Origin of the sequence: Polaribacter sp. NJDZ03 (genome assembly GCF_019263805.1) — a bacterium.
In the GTDB taxonomy this organism is placed as follows: domain Bacteria; phylum Bacteroidota; class Bacteroidia; order Flavobacteriales; family Flavobacteriaceae; genus Polaribacter.
This window is the reverse complement of record NZ_CP079195.1, coordinates 638564-660530: the sequence shown is the minus strand read 5'-3', so window position 1 is coordinate 660530 and position 21967 is coordinate 638564. Positions and strand designations below refer to the sequence as shown.

Sequence of the window (21967 nt, the reverse complement as noted above, 5' to 3'; positions counted from 1 at the left end):
CTATAAAAATTTTGACTCATTAGATAAAAGTTATTCTTTTTCTGAACTTTTAATTTTTCCTGCAATTTCATCTGCATCATCAGTTGCACTCTGTATTTGGTTTTTTAATTTGTCTTTCTCTTTTTTCTTATCAATTTCTGCAACGATACTTTCTTTCTTGTTATCTGAATCTTTTTCGTTCGTTTTTACCGTTCCTTTTAAAGGATGTAAACCTCTTTCGTGTTTTATAACTGACATATTTTTTAGTTTTTTAGGTTAATACTCACTTCAAAAGTAAAAAATAAGTGAATTTCAGCTTAACTACATTCAGTTAAATAATAACGCATTAGCTATTCATCAACTTCATTAGCACGCTTAATAATGTTTTCTGGGATAGCTTTTTTAGCTTTAGCCCCCATTTTCTTTAATTTTTCTACAGAAGTAATTAAGTTTCCTCTTCCTTCAAAAAGCTTGTTCATTGCATTGGAGTATTCATTTTTACTGTCGTCAATTCGTTTTCCAATTCCAACTAAATCACCTAATAAACCATTAAACTTGTCATATAAAGCACCGGCTTGTCTTGCAATTTCTAAAGCATTTCTTTGTTGCTTCTCATTATTCCACATAGAATCTATGGTTCTTAAAGTAGCCAAAAGAGTAGTAGGAGTTACAATAACAATATTTTTTTCGAATGCTTTATTGTATAAATGATTATCATAATTTATGGCAACAGCAAAAGCAGGTTCTATCGGTATAAAAAGGAGTACAAAATCTGGAGATTCAATTTTATAAATATCCTCATATTTTTTTTCTGATAATTGATGTACATGTCTTTGTAATGAGGCAACATGTTCTTTTAAAAACTGTGCTTTTAAAGTTTCATCTTCTTCATTTATATATTGCTCATAAGCCGTTAGAGAAACTTTAGAATCTACAATCATTTTTTTATTATCTGGTAAATGAATCACCACATCGGGTAGTATTCTTTTGCCATCATCATTTGTAAAGCTTTGCTGTACATAATACTCTCTATCTTTCTCTAAACCAGATTTTTCTAAAACTCTTTCTAATACTAATTCGCCCCAATTCCCTTGTGTTTTATTATCTCCTTTTAAGGCTTTGGTAAGGTTTAAGGTTTCTTTACTCATTTGTTGGTTTAGCTCTTTTAAACCTAAAATTTGCTGACGTAAAGCAGCGTGATAATCGATACTTTCTTTGTGTGTTTTATCTACTTTATCTTCAAAAACTTTAATTTTTTCTTGTAATGGATTTAAGATGATTTTTAAGTTTTCTTGATTCTGTTGTGTAAATTTTGATGATTTTTCTTCTAAAATTTTATTGGCTAATACTTCAAAATTATTGGTGAATTTTTCTTGTAATTTTTCAACTTCATTTTTATTATGCGCTAGCTTTTCTTCAACATTTTTGAATTCTGTTTCTAAACGTGTTTTATCTGAAATTAAAAATTCTTTTTCTTTTTGAACGTGTCTTAATTCACCTTGTAAATCATCAATTGTAATTTCTGTGTTTTTAAGTGTTTCATTTAGTTTAGAAACTTCAAACTCTAATACAGATTTTTCTTTTTCAGAAACTCCTTTTGCTTTTTCAAATTTTAGTTTGGTTAATAGTTTGCCAATTAATAATCCTAAAAAGCTAAATATCAGTGCAATTAAGAAGTAAATTATCATTTCGTTCATCATATCAAATTATAGTATTGTAAAAGTAAAAAATAATTCAGTTTTTTAGTTGATTAAGTTTTATCAACATTTGAAAACTCATATTTTTTGATTGTTTTTTGTAATATTTTCCAATGATTTCTTAATTGTCTTTTTATTTCTGGAGCATTTAAATCATCTGAAGCTCTATAGGCATATCTTAAATAATTACCTCTAAATTTTCTATCAAAATATTTAGTTTTTGCTACTCCATTAACAAAATCAGTTCTTTTTGCAGGAAGCTCTCTTGATTTTACTCCCTTAAAACTATATAATCTATAGAGTTTCCTCTTAAAAAGTGGAGCTTCATCTAAAAGTTTTTCTTCTTTAATATGTTCTACGCGTTTATGTTTTCTCTTTACAGTTTGTTTCATTTCTCTGTAAAACTGTGCAAGATTTTTAGATTTTATTAAAGTTTGATAACCATAAAACTCAAACCCTAAGTAATTTAAAGGAACATTTTCTTGAATACTTTTGTCTTTTCTTATTTTAAAAGATTGAAGTCTATTATTCTGAGTTTTAAATAATGTCATTTCAGTTTTTTCTTCTGAAATTATTAAATCAATTTTTGCAACTTCATCTATAATGAATTTTTCAACAAAGTCTATTTGATTTTCTTTACAGAGAACAACAATATCATCAGAGTACCTTCTATAGTAAACATCGTGTTTAACTGATAATTCATTAATTACAATTTCATCAAAAGCTAACATGTACATATTCGCTAACAATGCACTAATAGGTAAGCCCTGAGGAATTCCAATTAGTTTTTTATCTGAATTCTTTTTTTGATTTTTATGAATAATAATATCAGAATCTAAAAGTTCTTTAATATTATCAAAAAAAGTATGTTTGCCACTTTTCTTATTTTTTGCTAATTCCTTCTCATCAAAATGGTTATTCTTTGTTTTTAAATCGTCTAGTTTAACATAAGAAAACCTTGTCGCAGCTTTAAAAATATTATAATGATCTTTAGGTAATGTTTTATTTCCTAATATTTTTGCCCAAGCTAATTTTAGCTTTTTATGATTAAGAGTAGGGAAGAAGTTCTCAATATCTAAAACGAGTGCAACACAATTTTGTCTTTGTTTAATCTCATCAAATACATCTTTAGCAAAATGAACATTATTTTTAAACTTTACTTTATCTTCAGTTTGAATTCTTCTGTAAGCTGTTATAGCATCTGAAAGTAATTTGTTTTTATTTAAATAGGACTCATATTTTGGAGTTATAATTTTTTGAGTATAATAAGAATACACATGTGCGTCTATATGAGTTGCATATAATATTTCCCTAATTTTAGTATTAGAAATTATTACTCCTTCTTTTGTTTTTTTATGAGAGCGCTTTAATTCACCTCCAAATTCAGACTCTTTATACCTACGTTGCTTTATTTCTTTAAAAATTAAAGGTAAAAAGGAATGTTTAGCAACTTTTTTGGGATTAGAAACATAATGTTCAGCTTTATCTCTAACAGATACAGGTGTCTTATTAGAAAAATGAGGATAACCTCTATCTTTAAACCAATCTTTTTCTTTTTTCTTCATAGCTAATAAAAGTAAGAGAAGTTCTCGCTCGGTATTTAATCTAATAAACGTAACATCATTAAATGACTGAGCTATTAACCGTGTTCACGATTCCCGATGCAATTGAACTTATCTTTGCCTATAGAGACATCAATGCAGCTAATTATTAATCTAAACCTTATTTACTATATGATAATAAATAGACCTAACCCCTTAGGGTTATTCCAGTTATTTATAGATTGCTTAGGAGTAATAACTAAGCTTCTACAGCTAACAAATAATATGTCGACATATTGTTTGTTAGGTGTAGAATTATACTTACAAACTAATTCACGTATTTATTAATCCCTTTAAAAAAGGTCTGAATTAATTGAAATTAAAAATTTACAATGGCTCAATAAATGTTTATTAAAAATAACTAAAGAACTTCCTTACTTAGAAGTAAATATAAGATTTTTAGCTATCTTTAAAGAAAAAAGAACTATGAAAAATAAATATCCTATAGGTTGTATTGTTACCTTTAAATCTCATCCTTTATTATATGATTTTATGATTAAAGGTGATGGAAAATTAGTTCCTCCTTTTATGGTTGTAAAAGAGGTTTTTATTGAAGATGAAAAAAGGAAAGTAGCAGATGATGTTACAGGAGAACAAATTGCAGAAAGAGTAAAATATACATGTGTTTTTTTTGATGATAATAAGACGGAGTTTAAAGAAGTTATTCTTTATGAATCAATGATAACTAGTTATAAAGAGATTTTTATAGCAAAAATGGATGGTGAAACAAAATCTAAAGAATCAGATTATAAATCTCTAATTAAAGAAGCTTCAGAATATAAAGTTCCCAAATATAATTATGGTAATATTATTTATTTCAAAACTAAGAAGTTTGAAATTTTTAAAAAAAGAAGTTCTATAAAATCAACCAGAGATATTATATCTGAAAAGAAAAATAATGGTTTTCAAAGAAAAGAAACCATACAATATGTTGTTAATTATTCAACACCAGAATTTATTTTATGTGGTATAAAAAAAGAAAATCATGATAATTTATTTTATCCTAATGGTGATGTAAAAAAAGTAGTATCAGAAGTTTTATACAAAGTAAAATGGTTTAATTCTAACCAAATGAAGTTTAGCGAAATTTATTTACCAGCAAAATGTTTTACAGATATTCAACCCTATGAAACAAAAGTTCTACATAATTCTGATACTAAAGATAAATAAAGCTTAATTTTGTTCTTTGATTAAAGAATGAAATGAAAACAATTGCAAGATTTATATTATTTACCATATTAGGATGGAAACTAGAAAACGATTTTCCTAAAGAGCCTAAAAAATATGTTGTAATCGCAGCACCACATACTAGTTGGTTAGATTTTCCAATAGCAATTTTATCTAGAATGTCTTCTGGAACAATGGTTCATTTTATTGGTAAATCATCACTTTTTAAAGGGCCTTTTGGTTTTTTATTTAAAGCACTAGGTGGTACCCCTGTAGATAGAACTCAAAGCACAAATATGGTAGATGCCGTTATTGATGTGTTTAATACTAAGGAAGAATTTAGATTAGGTATTTCGCCTGAAGGAACCCGAAAAAAAGTAGATAAATGGAAAACAGGGTTCTACTATATTGCAAAAGGAGCAAATGTTCCGATCGTTATGGCAACCTTAGACTTTAAAAATAAGAAGATAAAAATATCTAATCCTTATTATACAACAGCAAGTATAGATGCTGATTTTGAGGTGTTTCACTCGTTTTTTAAAGACGTAAAGGGGAAAAACCCTGAATTATTTTAATTATTTGGTTTGTTTTATAAAAAAGTTTATATTTGTGCGTTACATATAATTATTGATAGAGATTAGGGGCTTTATTTTTAAGAAATATGTTACGCAAATAGTATCATGCTATGATATTGAGTCTTCAGGATACTGAAGACTCTTTTTTTTTATGCAAATTTCACAGAAATTTTTTCTGCAATTCCTATAATCACTTCTGTTGCTTTTACCATAGACTCTACAGGTACATACTCATATCTACCATGAAAATTATGTCCGCCAGCAAAAATATTAGGACAAGGCAAACCTTTAAAAGATAATTGAGAACCATCTGTACCACCACGAATTGCTTTAATTAAAGGTGTAATTCCTAAATCTGTCATTACTTCTTCTGCAATATCTACAATATGCATAACTGGAGTAATTTTTTCTTTCATATTAAAGTACTGATCTTTAATAGTAACTTCAATTAAATCTTGATTGTATTTTGTATTAAAGTCTAACGCAATTTTTTGTATTAAATTTTTTCTTTTTTCAAATAAATCTAAATCATGATCTCTTACAATGTATTCTAAAACTGTTTTTTCTACATTTCCATTGATGTCATGTAAATGGAAAAAACCTTCATAACCTTCTGTTCTTTGCGGAATCTCGTTTGTTGGAAGCGCTGTAATAAATTCATTCGCAATGAGCATAGAATTGATCATTTTACCTTTTGCATATCCTGGGTGTACAATTTTACCAGTAATGGTTACGATTGCTCCGGCAGCATTAAAATTCTCATATTCTAATTCTCCAATCTGACTTCCATCCATGGTGTATGCCCATTCTGCACCAAATTTATCCACATCAAACATGTGAGCTCCTTTACCAACTTCTTCATCTGGAGTAAAGCAAATTCTAATTTTACCGTGTTTAATTTCTGGATGCTGAATTAGGTATTCCATAGCGGTTACAATTTCTGTAACTCCGGCTTTGTCATCTGCACCTAAAAGAGTAGTACCATCCGTTGTAATTAAAGTCTGACCTTTATATTGCAATAAATCATCAAAATAATCTGGCGATAAAACGATGTTTTCCTCTACATTTAAAATAATATTATTGCCTTGATAATTTTCTACAATTTGAGGTTTTACATTTTTACCTGAAAAATCTGGACTTGTATCTATATGCGCAACAAAACCAATGGTTGGCACTTCATAATCTAAATTACTTGGTAAAGTTGCCATAATGTAGCAATTGGCATCTAAATCTACCTCTTTCATACCAATTTGTTTTAGCTCTTCAACTAATACATTGGCTAAATCCCACTGTTTTTCGGTACTCGGAAAAGCAGCATTGTTAGGGTCTGACTCTGTGTCAATCGTTACGTATTTTATAAATCTATCGGTAATATGTTGTTTTTCAATCATTTTATTGAATGTTTTTTAATTTTTTCATCAATGTAAGCGCCTCACATAATCTTTTATTCACTAAAGAATCTCCATAAACTTCTGCCTTTGCAAGTATAAAGTTTTGATCGTTTATTTTTATAAATACATGGCAAACTTGGTAGTCAAATTTTCCTTTTTTTCCTTTTGAAACTGTGTAATACGAAGGTTTTTCTAAAAAATTAGTCTCTTCAGATTTTATGTTGATAAGACTTTTTGAGATATCTTCTTGCGCTCGTTCCAGTTTAAAAGACGTATCAAAATTAATACTTTTATTGATAAATGTAACATCTAAAAGCAAAGTTTCTGTTAATTGTTTGGTAGTGTCTGCAGTGTAAATAGAAGATTGAATGTCGTCATAATACAGATTCGTTTTCCATGTTTTTGGTATCTCTATAGAAAACAAATTCTTAACGTCTTTTACTTCTTCTAAATTGTTAAAAGTAGTGGGTTTACAATTAAAGTGTTTGCTAATTTCTGTTTGATCTGAACAGGAAAAAAAGACTAGTGAAGCGAGTATTATGAAAAGAATATTCTTCATGAAAAATATTTAGAGGTTTTAAATATCACTTTATTTTAAAATTGGTTTTAAAACAGACCACACATTTTTAGCCAATATTTGATGTCCTTCTTTTGTTGGGTGAATGCCATCTTTTTGATTTAAATCTGAGATACCACCAACATCCTCTAATAAAAAAGGAATTAAATATAAATCATTTTTTGTAGCCAAATCAGGAAACATATTTTTAAATTCAGTGGTATAATCTTGTCCCATATTTGGTGGAATTTGCATTCCAGCTAACACAATAATTGTATCTGGATACTTCTTTTTAACAGCATCTATAATATCTTGTAAATTTTCTTTAGACTGCTTTAACGGCACACCTCTTAAACCATCATTTGCACCTAATTCTAATATGAAAATAGTAGGTTTTTGATTCAGCACCCAATCAATTCTATTTTTTCCACCCGATGTAGTTTCTCCACTAACTCCAGAATTTACAATGCTATAATTTAATTGTAAAGCATCTATTTTCTGCTGAATGATTCCAGGATAAGCATCATTTACATCTTCTAAACCATAGCCCGCAGTTAAACTATCACCAAAAAATACAATTGTTTTTACACTACTATTTTCAGTCTGATTTATTTCAGTATCAGCAGTCGTTGTTTCTGCATTTGTTGCTTTTTTAGAAGCATCTTGTTTGCAAGAGAATATGAATATCAGTAAAAAAATGCAACAAAATTTTAAGAAAACCTTTTGAGATAAATTGTTGATATGTATGAGCAATTGATTATTTTTCAACATCGGAATATTTTAGTAAAAAATTAAATAAAAGTAATGTCAAATATATTAAAGATTAATGATTTAGAGAAAACTTATACGAGTGGTTCTAAAAAATTAACAGTAATTAGCAATATCTCATTTGAAGTAGAAAAAGGGAGTATTTTCTCTATTGTAGGTCCTTCTGGAAGTGGAAAAACTACGTTATTAGGTTTGTGCGCAGGTTTAGATTATCCAACAGCTGGAACTATTGAGTTATGCGGTAGCTCTTTACAAGGCTTAAATGAAGATGAACGCGCCGCATTACGTAACAAAGAAGTGGGGTTTATTTTTCAAAATTTTCAATTATTGCCCACCTTAACGGCTTTAGAAAACGTGATTGTTCCTTTGGAATTACAAGGCGAAAAAAATGCAGCTAAATTTGGAATAGCATTGTTAGAAAAAGTAGGTTTAGCAGATCGTTTACACCATTATCCATCTCAATTATCTGGTGGAGAGCAGCAAAGAGTAGCGTTGGCAAGAGCTTTTGCTAATAGACCTTCTATTTTGTTTGCAGATGAACCAACTGGTAATTTAGATGAAGAAACTGGCGAAAAGGTCATTCAATTATTATTTGAATTGAACAAAGAAGCGGGTACGACTTTAATTATTATTACACACGATTTAGATTTGGCAAACCGAACGCAACAAATTTTACGATTAAAAGGTGGTAAGATTATTTCTAACGAAAAAACCAACACTATTAATGCGTAAAATGACTTCAAAAGTAAATTTTAAGTGGCTATTAAAAATGGCTTGGAGAGATGGAAAAGCAAGCCTTTCTAGGTTAATGCTTTTTATGGCATCTATTATTTTAGGTATTGCAGCCGTGGTTTCCATTCAGTTGTTTAGTGACAATTTAAAGCAAAACATAAAGCTACAATCGAAATCCTTAATGGGAGCCGATTTTATTATTGATAGCAAACAAATTCCATCAGAAAAAGTATTAGCTATTATAGATTCTTTAGGAGCAGATGCCTCTGAAGTCAACTTTGTTTCTATGGCTGCTTTTCCTAAAAATAATGAGACAAAATTAGTGAAAGTTAGGGCTATGGAAGGCAATTTTCCGTTTTACGGAGATTTATTAACCGAACCTGAAGAAGCTGGTGTAAAATATCAAGAATTAGGAGGCGCTTTGGTAGATGCTACCTTGCTTTTACAATACAATTTAAACCCAGGAGATTCTATTAAATTAGGTAAAACTACGTTTGTAATTACTGGTGCTTTAAAATCAATTCCGGGTACTACAGCAATTTCCTCTTCTGTGGCACCAGCGGTTTTAATTCCGTTTCGGTTTGTAGAAGAAACTGGTTTATTACAATTGGGAAGTAGAAAAGAATATCAATACTTTTTTAAAGATTCAGCAATAGATTTAGTTGCTTTAGATAAAAATATAGATCCTATTCTTAAAACAGAAAATGCAGATTTAGATACACATACAAGTACTAGTGAACGTTTGGGAAGAAGGTATGATAATGTGAGTAGGTTTTTAAATTTAGTTGCTTTTATAGCTCTTTTATTAGGCTGTATTGGTATTGCAAGTTCTGTACATATTTATATTAAAGAAAAACTAAAAAATGTAGCAATTTTAAAATGCTTAGGAGCTACTAGAAAGCAAACTTTTTTAATTTATTTGATACAAATTATAGGTATTGGGTTGATTGGTGGTTTAATTGGTGCTACCATTGGGGTTAGTTTACAATATGCTTTTCCGTATCTTTTACAAGATTTTTTACCTTTTAATGTAGCTATCTCAATTTCTGCTCAACCAATAATAATGGGAGTTACTTTGGGGGTTTTAATGTCTGTTTTATTTGCATTATTACCCTTGTTAGGCACTTGGTATGTATCTCCTTTAGAGGTTTTAAGAGGTTCTGAAGATAATTTACAAAAACCTAAAAAAGCACAAATTGCAGTAGTGTTGGCAATTTTACTTTTTATCTATTTGTTTTCTTTTTGGATGTTAAAAGATGCCGTAAACGGATTAATTTTTACCGTAGGTATTTTTATCACATTTGCAATTATGGCAGGTGTTGCCAACCTTTTTATAAAGTTGATTAAAAAATTCTTCCCAAGTTCTTGGGGATATACTAAACGTCAAAGTTTATTAAATTTATTTAGACCGAATAACCAAACTATGGTACTTGTTTTAGCCATTGGTTTGGGTACATTTCTAATAAGTACACTCTATTTTACCAAAGATATTTTACTAGCAAAAACATCCATAGAAAATAAAAAGAATGATGCAAATATCATTTTAATAGATGTACAAAAAAAGCAGGAAACTGCTATTTTAGAAACTTTTTCTAGTAAAGGATTAGAAGTAATTAATAACATACCAATTATTACCATGCGCATGCAAAGCATTCATGGAAAAACCGTAAACGAGATTCGTAAAGATTCTACTATTAAAATGCAAAAAAGGATTTTAAACAGAGAATTTAGAGTTACTTATAGAGAAGAACTTGCGGAAACAGAAGAGATTATAGAAGGGGAGTGGATAGGAAAAAGGATGAAAGGAGTACCTGTAGAAATTTCCATTTCAGATAATTTAGCTGAAGATGGTAATTTAAAAGTAGGAGATCCAATTGTTTTTAACATTCAAGGGGTGTTAATGGAAACCATTGTAGGGAGTATTAGAAAAGTAGATTGGACCAGCATGAAAGTTAATTTTATGATTTTGTTTCCAACGGGAGTTCTAGAAAATGCACCTCAATTTAACGTAATGACTACACACGTGCCAAATAAAGAAGGTTCTGCAGAGTTACAAAGAACTTTAGTGAAAGAATTTCCGAATGTTACTATTTTAGATTTACGTCAGGTTTTTAGTCTTGTAGAAGAAATTTTAGATAAAATCTCTTGGATCATTAATTTTATGGCATTTTTTAGCATTTTAACAGGTTTTATTGTGTTGATCGGTTCTGTTAGAAATAGCAAATACCAACGAATTAAAGAAAGTGTATTGCTAAGAACTTTAGGAGCAAAAAGCAAACAAATTTTACAAATAACCGCTTTAGAATATGTCTATTTAGGTGTTTTGGGTAGTTTAACGGGGATTTTATTGTCTTTAATAGGAAGTCAATTATTGGCTACTTTTATATTTAAAGAACCTTTTATTCCGTCTGCTATTCCGTTTTTAGTTTTTCTACCAGGAATTACACTTTTAGTGGTATTGATTGGTTTGAGTAATTTAAAATCGGTTTTAAAAAGTCCTCCATTGGAGGTGCTGAGAAAAGAGGTGTAGTATTTCTTATGATGAAGTTGTGTCTATTTAATTAAATGAAAATTGAATAGAAAATTTCAATTTTAGATTCTACAAGAGTTCTCGATACAATTTTTAAAAAAAGAAAAATCACTCGAACTGACATTTTATAATGAGTTTTAAATTCTTTTTTTCGATCAATAAGTGATATGTTAAGTTTTGCGCAATCGAAACCTATTTAGTTATTTAATAGTTCTCTACTGCGCTCGAACAAACAATGATAAGTACAAAAAGTGCTTTTAAAATCAATACGTTATAATTAATAAAAACATGAATCTGTTTACTTTTCAATATCTTATTAAAATCAATAAGAAAAGACTGTTAACGAGTGTACTGTTTTGGTTTTTATGTATATCAATAACAGGGTTTAGTCAAGATATATCAGATGTTTCAGAAGGAAGTATTTTACTTGAAAACACTATTGAGCAACCAGCAATTACGTATCCCAATTTTAAAGCTCCCATTTACAATGAAGATAAAGAAAGTTATTCAATTAAAGAGGTTCCGAGTCCTAGAGGCAGCGGAATTATGGGGTATGTATCAGACCCAAATGATTATATAGATGCATCTTCAGAAAATCGTATTAATCGCTTATTATATGAGTTAGAACAAAAATCTTCTGTAGAAGTTGCAGTAGTTGTAGTTCCGAGCATTGGTGAAGAAATACCTAAACAATTTGCTGTAGATCTTTTCGAATTATGGGGAATTGGTAAAGCAGATACAGACAACGGATTGCTAATATTAACGGTAATGGACCAACGTAGAACAGAGTTTGAGGTTGGTTATGGTTTAGAACCCGTTTTAACGGATGCTGTTTGCTACCGAATTGGTGTAAATGAAATTATCCCTAATTTTAAGAATGGAAATTATGGCGAAGGATTGATAAATTCGGTGGTTAGAATCCGTGACTTTTTAGATAATCCGGCGGTTATTCAGGAAGTCTATGGTACAAGTATTGTATATCCAAAAGACAATAGTTATCAATGGTATCACTATTTATTATTTGGTTACGCCATTATTTGTATGTTGATGGTGCTTTGGTATTATGGTGTATTATTTCAAACGAAAATCTCTAAAGAAGATTTTTACGACAAGTATAATCGAGTGGCCGAATTAAAATTAGGATGTCTCATTGTTTTATTTCCGTTCCCATTATTTTTTATATCAAAATTATTAAAAAAACGCATGCAAGAGTATCGTACTGCTCCGCGATATAGCAAAGTAAATGGTCAATTATTACATCTTAAAAATGAATGGACTGAAAATGAATTTTTAGAAGCTGCTCAAATTTTAGAAGAAAATCTAAAATCAATTCGTTATGATGTTTGGGTAACGGCAGACCATAGTGATATTTTAATTTTAGAATATGAGGGAGCTAATAGTAGAAAATATAGTGATTGTGTAAAATGTAGTTATAAAACCTATGGAAAAAAATCTTCTAAACTACTAAAAGCTGCAACTTACGCGTCTCAAGGAGAAAGAATTGATTTTTACGAATGTCGTAATTGTAATTATCAAGATGAAAAGAAGATTGTTCTTTCGAAAAAAGTAAGAGCTAGTTCGTCTTCCTCTTCCTTTAGTTCTTCTTCAGGCTCATCATCTAGTTTTGGAGGTGGTAGTTCTGGAGGTGGTGGAGCAGGTGTTAGTTGGTAATCCTTTGCATCTATATTCGATCGAAACATAAAATTTCAAAAAAAAACAGATTATTTATAGGAGATTTACAAAAACTTTGTATATTCGCAGACCTTTAGAAAAATAAGGTTTTTTTCTAAACTAAAGCTAATGTAAAGTAGCTGATTTGTAATCAGCAAGTTGTCGTTTTTAGTCTCTTTATAGAGTTTTAAAAAAGCAATACATTACAGAGGTAATAGTAGGTTCATTGAAATAATAAATTAAAGGGGAGATACTCAAGCGGCCAACGAGGACGGACTGTAACTCCGTTGACTACGTCTTCGCAGGTTCGAATCCTGCTCTCCCCACAATTTATCCTTTTCAACTCTAAAATGAATTAAATTTCTTCATAATTCATTCCATAAAACCCAAACACAGATACTCTTATTTTAGTTATTACCATAAAAACTACTATCTTATTTATATTAGAATTTCAATAGCTTATTTTATTCTAGTAAAAGTTAATTTCATTAAATTTAGATTACAAAGCGTTTTTAACACTAAAATTATTCCATAAATAATGAATAAAGTAGAAGTAATTATGAGAGAGAATGTTTCGTTATGTACGCTCGTAAAAGCCAAAATTGATTTAGTATAACTGTATAAAATCAGTATCTATTTCAAGTACTTAGTGATACTATATAAAATATGTCTAGTAACTTTTAATATTATTGAAGCATTAAAAGAAACTTCCTTTATTTTTTTTTAGTAAATTTGATTAAAATTCTTAAAAATGAGTCAGTTTTATAAAAAAATTAATTATTTATTAATTATCGTTTGTTTACCATTTTGTTTAAATGCCCAGTCTGTATTGTATGTTTATGGAGACGTTTCTGCAGATGGAAAAATTCCTTCTGGAGAACAAGAACCTTTTCATCAAATGAGATTGAATGATACTGGTATCTTGGGTATGAGTCAATTTTTAGAAGCATTAGAAGAAGTTGGTCTAGATGTAAAGGAAGCTTATGATCAGGAGTTAATCTTGAATTCAAAAACGTTAAAAACAGTTGATGTTTTAATTTTAGCGTCTAACCAACGTGTGTTTTCTAAAGAAGAGGCAGAAGCGGTAAGTGTTTGGGTTAAAAAAGGTGGTGGTTTAGTTGTTTGGTCAGACAGTGGTTTTGGTGGAGAATATAAACTTGTTGGAGTTGATAACCCAACGGGTAGAATTTCTGATAATAGTGTAACGGAACAATTTGGAATGCATTTTTTAACGGATAATGGTGCTGGAAATTACTTGGTACAGAATTATACTGAAGATCATTTTTTAAACAATTTTAATAAAAATGGTGGAATTCGTTTTAGAGGTGAAGGAGTTAGTTTTATTAGAATCTCTAAACCTGCTAAAATGTTAGCGAATGCACAAGAGGGTGGTTTAGGAGGAAAACTAATAGTAAATGATAATGATGGTGTCTTTAATCCTAAAACAGATGCTTCTTTAGCTATTTCTACAATAGGTGAGGGAAGAGTTATTGGTTTATTTGATCGTAATTTATTTTGGAATGCAGGAGCAGGTACTAGATTAAGTCATTCTGATAACAGAGAATTTACACAAAGATTAATGTTGTTTGCTGCCGGAATTACAGATTCAAAACGTATTCCTGTTCAAACTTCAAAAAATTCAAAAGAAATAAATACGCCTCCCACTATAGAAATTTCTCAAAAATTATCTAAAGATGGAAAATCATTAAGTATTGTAACTGTAATTACAGATAATGATGCTGATGGAATTGATGCTGAAATTAGTTGGAAGCAAGTAAAAGGACCTTCTGATGTTATTTTTGAAAACAATAATCCAAATACATTAACGCCAACAATTGAATTACCTGAAAAAGGAATGTATCGTTTTGAGGCTTCAATTACAGATGGAGAATTTGATTTTAGACGTAGCATAGAAGTTATAAGAAAATAGCATACTTTTTTAAATAATAAAAAAAACTCAGAGTTTAATTACTCTGAGTTTTTTTTTGTTAATTTCTTACTTGTTTTAATATTGAGTTCTTCTAATTAAAGAAAAACAGATATCACTTTTAATATATTAGGTTTTATAAACCTTTTCTGTTTTAGGTCTAAAATTTTAGCATCATTCTATCTGTCATTTATAAAAAAGTGAACTATTTTTTACTTTTATTCAATTAAACACTCTTCACACTTTCCTTGAAGCAATATTTGAGACACATCAACTTTACGGTTAGGAATGTTAGGTATAAAAATATCTGTCGATAAACAATCTACTTTTCCACAATTTAAACATTGAAAATGGGCATGCACATCATGATGTTCGGTACTAGAGCAACCATTGCATTTTGCATACCATTTATGGCCGTTTTTACCTAAAAAAGAATGAAGAAAACCATCATCTTCTAGCTTGTCTAAAATACGATATATGGTTGTTTTATTCATATTTAAATGAAGACGTTCTATTAATGTAATTACAGAAATAGCTGTTGCTTGTTTCTCAAATTCATCAAGCAGTATTTTAACTGATTTTGTTTTCCTTAAAATTCCCATTACACAAATATAGCGTAACTAAAGTGTAGAAAAAAATAAAACCATATTTAACGCAACTATGTTGCAGTAGTTATTAATAATATTATATTTGCAACTCAGTTGTATTAAAGTAAATTATGATATTGATAAAACAAAAACCAGACAGTATAGGTGCCATAGCAAGTACATTGTGTCTTATACATTGTATTGCTACACCTTTTATTTTTATAGCTCAAAGTTGCGCGGTATTTTGTTTCGATAAAATACCTAGTTGGTGGGGTTCTATAGACTATTTCTTTTTAGTAATTTCTTTTTTTGCTGTATATCGTTCAGCCCAGACAACTGCTAATTATTGGATAAAACCTTTATTATGGTTCAGTTGGTGTGCATTGTTTCTAATAATAATGAACGAAAAAATAGCATGGTTTGCTTTAAGTGAGCAAGCTATTTATTTTCCGGCAATTACATTGATACTATTACATCTATACAATAAAAAATATTGCCAATGCAATACAAATAAATGCTGCACTCATGAAGAATAAAGAACAGATTCAAATAATAGGAGACAATCATTTTTCAACAAGTATTAAAACACCGTTACGTGCTGATGCTTTTGATAAATCTGATGATGAAAAAATTAAAAATATAGAACATCATTTTAAAATGATAATGCAAGAAATGGGACTAGATTTAACGGATGATAGTTTATCTGGAACTCCTTATCGTGTTGCAAAAATGTATGTAAAAGAGTTGTTTTATGGCTTAAACCCTGCTAATAAACCAAAACTATCTACATTTAAAAATAAGTACGGTTATAAAAAAATGCTCATAGAACACAATATCACCATAGATTCTGCTTGCGAACATCATTTTCTACCAATAACAGGATATGCTAATGTGGCGTACATACCAAAAGACAAAGTAATTGGGTTGTCTAAAATTAATCGTTTAGTAGATTATTATGCACGTCGTCCGCAGGTTCAAGAAAGATTGGTACTTCAAATTCTTCATGATTTACAAGAAGTTTTAGATACAAAAGATGTTATTGTTTCGGTAACAGCAAAACACCTTTGTGTTTCTTCAAGAGGGATAAAAGACCAAAGTAGTTATACGACAACTTTAGAATACGGTGGCTGTTTTTCAAAAACCGCTATTCGAAATGAATTCTTAAAGGTATTATCAGATCAAAAAATGTAAAAAGATAATTAAACAATAATAGAAGATCCTTTATTTACTTTAAAAGAGAAGCTGTTTTTATACCTCAATTTTTAAGTACTTGTGGTACACAAACAAATAATTTTAGCACTAGAAATATTTAATCAATAGAAAAAATGAACAGAAGAAAGTTTTTTAAAAATGGATCGCTAATTAGTCTTGGTGCAGCTTTATTACACCCTTTTAATAATGTAGCAAATACAATTATTGATGATATTAAAAATAAAAAAGCAAAGAATATTATCATTATTGTTAGTGACGGAATGAGTATTGGAACTTTAAATATGACAGATTTATATCTGTCTAGAAAAATGGGTACTGGTACTAATTGGTTACAATTATATAAAGATAATAAAGTAAATAGAGCTTTAATGGATATGGCTTCTGCTAGTTCTATTGTTACCGATTCTGCTGCAGCAAGCTCTTCTTGGGGTGGCGGTGTTAGAATTAATAATGGTGGATTAAATGTGAGTAAAAATGGGGAACCGCACCTTCCTATTTGGCAAAAATTTAAAAAAGCAGGCAAAAAAGCGGGTTGTGTAACCACGGTACCTATTACGCATGCAACTCCTGCTGGTTTTTGTGTAAATTCTAAATCTAGAAATGCTCAAGAAGAAATTGCAGAAATATATCTAGAACAAAAGTTTGATGTGATGATGGGCGGAGGAGATGCTTATTTTTCTTCAGAAAAGAGAAAGGATAAAAAAGATATGTACAAAGCTTTTGAATCTAAAGGTTATAAAGTTGTAAAAAACAGAAACGAAATGCTTTCTGCTGCTATTGACAAGCCTATTTTAGGTGTTTTTGATGATAATGGACTTCCATATTCTATAGATCAACAAAATAACAAAGAATTATCGCAGCAAATACCAACACTTGCCGACATGACTAAAAAAGCCATTGATGCAATGGAAAATCATGCTAAAGGTTTTGTTTTACAAGTAGAAGCCGGAAGAGTAGATTGGGCTGCACATGGTAATGATATTGCAGGTCTTATATATGACCAAGCGGCGCATGATGAAGCCATACAAGTAGCCATGGATTTTGCTGAAAAAGATGGAGAAACTTTGGTTATTATTACAACAGATCATGGTAATTCTAATCCTGGAGTAATTTATGGAGACAAGGCGAATGATAATTTTGATGCTATTCAAAAATACAAACATAGTAACGAGTGGATTTTAAAAGGATTTGGAAAAGAAACGTCTATATCTCAAGTAAAAGAAAGAGTAGACTATGCTAATAATTTTAGCCTTACAAATGAGGAGGCTACACTATTATTAACGTATTATTCTAACCTAAAAACAGAAAAAGGTCTTTACAACCCTAAACATCTTCCTTTTAAAGCTTTGGCAGAAATTCAAAAAAAACACAATTCTGTAGGTTGGATAAGTATGCATCATTCTGCAGATTATGTAGAATTGGCAATGTATGGACCAGGAAGTCAACTTTTAAAACCTTTTATAAAAAACACAGACCTTCATTATTTAATGTTAGAAGCTGCAGAAGTTGAAAATAAATTTTAAATTGTATTCCTATTTTTAATGTGTAAATTATTTAGAATATGGAAGCTATTATTACAATTGTAGGTTTTTTAGGTGCAGGAAAAACAACGTTATTAAAACAGTTAATCAATAGTTTTACAGAAAAAGGTTGGAGTCCATTTTTAATTCTGAATGATTATGAAAATGCAAATATGGATGCGCAACAGTTTACAAAACAAGTTGAATTAAAAAGTATAAAAGCACTTAGTGGTAGCTGTATTTGTTGCAGTGGTATTGTAGAACTTAGAAATATTGTAAATAGAATTCCGCAAAGAAATAAAGGCATTACTTTAATAGAAGCAAACGGAACATCAGATGCTTGTTCGTTGATGGAATTTTTGGGCGTTGGTATTAACGAACGCTTTTTACCGCCCATTCAAATATCTGTTATCGATGTTAAAAACTGGCAAAAAAGGGGAGAACATAACGAATTAGAATTAAATCAAATTCTAGTTTCTTCTTTATTTGTTTTAACACATGTAGATAAAACATCAAAAACTAGAGAAAATGAAGTGATCGAAGCATTAAAAAAAATAAACCCATTTGCAAAAATTATAAACATTCATAATTTAGATGTTTCATTACTACCAGCGCTTTTACCTACTAAAAACAAGCTTCAAAAAATAGAACATCAAAAAACACATTGGTCTTCATGTTCTGTAGCATTACCTAATTTACCAAACCATAATGCCATCAAAGAAATTTGCAGAAAAATACCTAAAAGTATTCTTCGTGTAAAAGGTTGTACTCTAATTGGTGCAGAAAAGAACTACACGTATTTTGAACGCACTCCAGATGGTGAAGCCTTTATTAGACCTTTTAAAGGAATCCCTATAACAGGTTCTAAATTATTAACAATAGGTCCAGGAAGTGAACCCCAATTATTACATAAAATTGTTAATAGTGTTCTTAATTAATATTTAAAACAACTATAAATCAGCATGAAAAAATTACCAGTAACAGTATTAAGTGGCTTTTTAGGGGCAGGAAAAACAACTTTACTAAATCATATATTACACAATAAAGAAGGCTTAAAAGTAGCCGTAATTGTAAATGATATGAGTGAAGTAAATATAGACGCTCAATTTATTGAAAATGAAAATACGCTTTCTAGAACCGAAGAAAAATTGGTAGAAATGTCTAACGGTTGTATTTGTTGCACATTGCGTGAAGATTTAATGATTGAGGTAGAAAAGTTAGCGGCTCAAAATAAATTCGATTATTTATTAATTGAAAGTACTGGTATAAGTGAGCCAATTCCTGTAGCGCAAACGTTTACTTTTGAAAGTGAAGATGGTAAAATAGATTTAAGTCGTTTTAGCTATATAGATACTATGGTAACCGTAGTAGATGCTTTTAATTTCTTAAAAGATTTTTCGAGTGCAGATTATCTAACAAGTAGAGAATTGACCAATATAGAAGGCGATAATAGAACTATTGTGAATTTATTGACTGACCAAATTGAGTTTGCAAACGTGATCCTTATAAATAAAATTGATTTGGTTTCTGAAGATCAATTAGAAGAATTGCGAGCAATTATTCATAAACTAAACCCAGAAGCGAGTATTATTATAACAGAAAAATCTAAGGTTGTCTTAGAAAGTGTTTTAAATACCCGTTTATTTGATTATGAAAAAGCCGAAGCTTCTGCAGGATGGATAAAAGAATTAGAAAATGATCATGTGCCAGAAACTGAAGAGTATGGAATAAGTTCTTTTGTTTATAGAAGTAAAAAACCATTTCATCCAGACCGCTTTTTAAATTATCTAAATCAACGTTTTCCTCAAAATATTATTAGAAGTAAAGGATTGTTTTGGTTAGCCTCAAGATCTAACCAAGCTTTAGTATGGAGTTCTGCCGGAGGATCTTGTAAAGCAGACAATGCAGGTGTATGGTGGGCATCTAAGTCTTTTTCTGAAAGAATTAATGCGGCTTCATTTGCAGAAAATAAAGATCAAATTGAATCTGATTGGGATCTTGTTTTTGGTGATCGGAAAATAGAATTGGTTTTCATAGGTCAACATTTAGACAAAGAAGGAATGATTAGGCAATTAAACACATGTCTACTTACAGATGAAGAATTAAAGTTGTGGAAAAATGAATTATTTACGCAAAAAGATCAATGGCCAATAGCTGTGTAAAATAGGAGCGTGGTTTCTATAAAATTTAGAATGATACAAACAGAGAATCTTACCTATCAATATAAAAAAAAAGGCGCTATTTTAAGTTTTCCAAATATCGCATTAGAGAAAGGAGAAAATTTACTCATTTTAGGTGGTTCAGGAATTGGAAAAACAACACTTTTACATCTTTTGGCAGGTTTATTAAAACCTGCTACAGGAAATATATGTATTGATAACACAGATTTAAATACTTTAAAAAGTAATAAATTAGATACATTTAGAGGTGAAAAAATAGGTCTTGTTTTTCAGAAAAAACACGCTATTACATCCTTAAATGTGTTTCATAATTTAAAAGCGCGTCTTTTGTTTAGTAATACTCTTGTAAATAATAAAAAGATTGAAATCTTATTAGAACAATTGGGGTTGTCTAAACTAAAAAAAAGTAAAATTAACGAACTTAGTGAAGGGCAATTGCAACGATTAGGAATTGCCTTATCAGTTATACATAATCCACAAGTTATTTTAGCCGATGAACCAACTTCTAGTTTAGATGATAAAAACTGTAAAATTGTTATTGAATTGCTAAAAAATCAGGCGAAACAAACAAATGCCAATTTAATAGTGATTACACACGACCATAGAATTAAACCATTTTTCCAAAACTCTATTACATTATGAATATTTGGAATATTAGCCTTCAAAACATAAAATCTAAACCATTATACACTTTTTTAAGTGTTTTTATATTAGCCATAAGTATCGCTTTACTTTTAGGAATTTTACAATTAAAAAGGTCTTTTAAAAATCAAATAGAAAACAATTTAGGGAAAATAGATGTAGTAATTGGTGCTAAAGGAAGTCCGTTACAGCTTGTTTTGGCTTCCGTATTACATATAGACAATCCTACAGGGAATATTTCATACAAAGAAGCTCTTAGAATAAGTAAAAACCCTTTAATTAAACTTGCCGTACCAATTTCTTATGGTGATAATTATAAAGGTTTTAGAATTGTAGGAACCACCCATAATTTTACTTCTCTTTATAATGGTGAATTAGAAAAAGGACATCGTGTTGAAAATTCTATGGAAGTAATTTTAGGAAATTCTGTAGCTCTAAAATTAAATCTTAAAATAGGAGATACCTTATTAAGTTCTCATGGATTAATAGCAAATAGTATTGAAGAGCATGATGGTTTTTTAACTGTTGTGGGTATTTTAAAACCAACACAAAAAGTAATAGACCGCTTAATAATTACCAGTTTAGAAAGTGTTTGGGATGTACATAACCATAAAGAGGAGATACATGATGAAGAAAATGATGAGGAACATAATTTTAACGAGAGCCATAATGAAAAAGAAATTACGTCAATATTAATTAATTTTAAAAGTCCAAGAGGATTGCTTACGTTTTTTAGGCGAATTAACAAGCAAACTAATATGCAAGCTTCCTTACCTAAATACGAGTTACATAAACTGTATGAATACACAAGTATTGGTTTACAAACTATTTCTTTGATAGCTTATTTAATTCTTCTAATATCTTGTATTACAATATTTATAAGTCTTTATAAAATGATAAAAGAACATGCTTTTGATTTGGCAATTTTAAGAACTTATGGTGCTAGCAACTTTCAATTGATAAAAATGGTTTTTTATGAAGGATTTATCGTAGTATTTTCTTCATTTGTACTTGGGCTTTTACTATTAAAAATAAGCCTATTTGTAGTGCTTCGCTTTATGGAATCTAACAATCTACAAAACATGCTTTTAGAGTTATATTTTAAAGATGTATTACAAATAGGAATACTAATTTTAATAATGATAATTGCATCAGTTTCATTGGCTATATATCCAATCATAAAGATGAACATTTCAACAATTTTAAGCAATGAGAGATAAAGTTATATATTT

Annotated in this window: 20 protein-coding genes and 1 tRNA gene; 14 read left to right on the top strand and 7 right to left on the bottom strand. The window is 29.5% G+C overall.

From position 1 onward, the window contains the following. Positions 1–30 precede the first annotated feature (30 nt). The 3 genes from KV700_RS02810 to KV700_RS02800 all read right to left on the bottom strand — a co-directional run bounded on the left by KV700_RS02810 (position 31) and on the right by KV700_RS02800 (position 3241). Entirely contained in the window at positions 31–237 is a 207-nt protein-coding gene (locus KV700_RS02810; protein ID WP_218599057.1) for a hypothetical protein, read from the bottom strand. 92 nt (positions 238–329) lie between these two features. Then, positions 330–1676 (bottom strand): DNA recombination protein RmuC, encoded by a 1347-nt coding sequence (gene rmuC, locus KV700_RS02805; RefSeq protein ID WP_218599055.1) that lies wholly within the window; start codon positions 1674–1676, stop codon positions 330–332. A gap of 53 nt (positions 1677–1729) precedes the next feature. After that, positions 1730–3241 (bottom strand): reverse transcriptase domain-containing protein, encoded by a 1512-nt coding sequence (locus tag KV700_RS02800; protein ID WP_218599053.1) that lies wholly within the window; start codon positions 3239–3241, stop codon positions 1730–1732. A 462-nt stretch (positions 3242–3703) separates the two neighbouring features. Here KV700_RS02800 and KV700_RS02795 point away from each other — a divergent pair, with 462 nt between their 5' ends. Both KV700_RS02795 and KV700_RS02790 read left to right on the top strand, forming a co-directional pair. Then, a complete protein-coding gene (locus KV700_RS02795; RefSeq protein ID WP_166387131.1) occupies positions 3704–4447 on the top strand; it encodes a hypothetical protein in 744 nt (247 codons plus the stop codon). Between the two features lie 32 nt (positions 4448–4479). Beyond that, a complete protein-coding gene (locus KV700_RS02790; RefSeq protein ID WP_218599052.1) occupies positions 4480–5019 on the top strand; it encodes a 1-acyl-sn-glycerol-3-phosphate acyltransferase in 540 nt (179 codons plus the stop codon). A gap of 149 nt (positions 5020–5168) precedes the next feature. On the opposite strand, the gene pepT is transcribed toward KV700_RS02790, so the two are convergent. From pepT to KV700_RS02775, 3 genes are read right to left on the bottom strand one after another with little or no spacing between them, the layout of a single operon-like run. Then, the gene (gene pepT, locus KV700_RS02785; protein ID WP_166387135.1) at positions 5169–6410 is read right to left on the bottom strand and encodes a peptidase T; all 1242 of its coding nucleotides are present in this window, start codon (positions 6408–6410) and stop codon (positions 5169–5171) included. A gap of 1 nt (position 6411) precedes the next feature. Then, the gene (locus KV700_RS02780) at positions 6412–6969 is read right to left on the bottom strand and encodes a hypothetical protein (RefSeq protein ID WP_218599050.1); all 558 of its coding nucleotides are present in this window, start codon (positions 6967–6969) and stop codon (positions 6412–6414) included. Positions 6970–6999: 30 nt separating this feature from the next. Then, positions 7000–7734, bottom strand: coding sequence for an arylesterase (locus KV700_RS02775; protein ID WP_254712960.1), 735 nt, complete (start codon positions 7732–7734; stop codon positions 7000–7002). A 36-nt stretch (positions 7735–7770) separates the two neighbouring features. Here KV700_RS02775 and KV700_RS02770 point away from each other — a divergent pair, with 36 nt between their 5' ends. The 5 genes from KV700_RS02770 to KV700_RS02750 all read left to right on the top strand — a co-directional run bounded on the left by KV700_RS02770 (position 7771) and on the right by KV700_RS02750 (position 14597). Continuing rightward, positions 7771–8466 (top strand): ABC transporter ATP-binding protein, encoded by a 696-nt coding sequence (locus KV700_RS02770; RefSeq protein WP_166387141.1) that lies wholly within the window; start codon positions 7771–7773, stop codon positions 8464–8466. Between the two features lie 37 nt (positions 8467–8503). Then, positions 8504–10996: an ABC transporter permease gene (locus KV700_RS02765; RefSeq protein WP_218599805.1), complete on the top strand. Its 2493-nt coding sequence runs from the start codon at positions 8504–8506 to the stop codon at positions 10994–10996. Positions 10997–11284: 288 nt separating this feature from the next. After that, positions 11285–12667: a YgcG family protein gene (locus KV700_RS02760; RefSeq protein ID WP_218599047.1), complete on the top strand. Its 1383-nt coding sequence runs from the start codon at positions 11285–11287 to the stop codon at positions 12665–12667. A 244-nt stretch (positions 12668–12911) separates the two neighbouring features. Then, positions 12912–12993: transfer RNA gene (locus tag KV700_RS02755), tRNA-Tyr, on the top strand. 425 nt (positions 12994–13418) lie between these two features. Further along, a complete protein-coding gene (locus KV700_RS02750; RefSeq protein WP_166387145.1) occupies positions 13419–14597 on the top strand; it encodes a ThuA domain-containing protein in 1179 nt (392 codons plus the stop codon). A gap of 215 nt (positions 14598–14812) precedes the next feature. On the opposite strand, the gene KV700_RS02745 is transcribed toward KV700_RS02750, so the two are convergent. After that, a complete protein-coding gene (locus KV700_RS02745; protein ID WP_166387147.1) occupies positions 14813–15196 on the bottom strand; it encodes a Fur family transcriptional regulator in 384 nt (127 codons plus the stop codon). Positions 15197–15312: 116 nt separating this feature from the next. Here KV700_RS02745 and KV700_RS02740 point away from each other — a divergent pair, with 116 nt between their 5' ends. The 7 genes from KV700_RS02740 (at position 15313) to KV700_RS02710 (ending at position 21955) form a co-directional block, all read left to right on the top strand. Then, on the top strand, positions 15313–15717 hold the full coding sequence (locus tag KV700_RS02740) for a MerC domain-containing protein (protein ID WP_218599045.1): 405 nt from the start codon (positions 15313–15315) through the stop codon (positions 15715–15717). After that, complete coding sequence (gene folE, locus KV700_RS02735) at positions 15707–16372, top strand: GTP cyclohydrolase I FolE (protein WP_166387151.1); 666 nt, start codon at positions 15707–15709, stop codon at positions 16370–16372. Before KV700_RS02740 ends, folE begins: the two co-directional genes overlap by 11 nt. A gap of 134 nt (positions 16373–16506) precedes the next feature. Continuing rightward, positions 16507–17916: an alkaline phosphatase gene (locus KV700_RS02730; protein WP_218599042.1), complete on the top strand. Its 1410-nt coding sequence runs from the start codon at positions 16507–16509 to the stop codon at positions 17914–17916. A gap of 38 nt (positions 17917–17954) precedes the next feature. Further along, the gene (locus KV700_RS02725; RefSeq protein ID WP_218599041.1) at positions 17955–18851 is read left to right on the top strand and encodes a GTP-binding protein; all 897 of its coding nucleotides are present in this window, start codon (positions 17955–17957) and stop codon (positions 18849–18851) included. Between the two features lie 24 nt (positions 18852–18875). Next, positions 18876–20075, top strand: coding sequence for a GTP-binding protein (locus KV700_RS02720; protein ID WP_218599039.1), 1200 nt, complete (start codon positions 18876–18878; stop codon positions 20073–20075). Positions 20076–20105: 30 nt separating this feature from the next. Then, on the top strand, positions 20106–20735 hold the full coding sequence (locus KV700_RS02715) for an ABC transporter ATP-binding protein (protein ID WP_218599037.1): 630 nt from the start codon (positions 20106–20108) through the stop codon (positions 20733–20735). Then, the gene (locus KV700_RS02710; protein WP_218599036.1) at positions 20732–21955 is read left to right on the top strand and encodes an ABC transporter permease; all 1224 of its coding nucleotides are present in this window, start codon (positions 20732–20734) and stop codon (positions 21953–21955) included. The genes KV700_RS02715 and KV700_RS02710 overlap by 4 nt, the downstream gene beginning before the upstream one ends. The last annotated feature ends 12 nt before the right edge of the window (positions 21956–21967 follow it).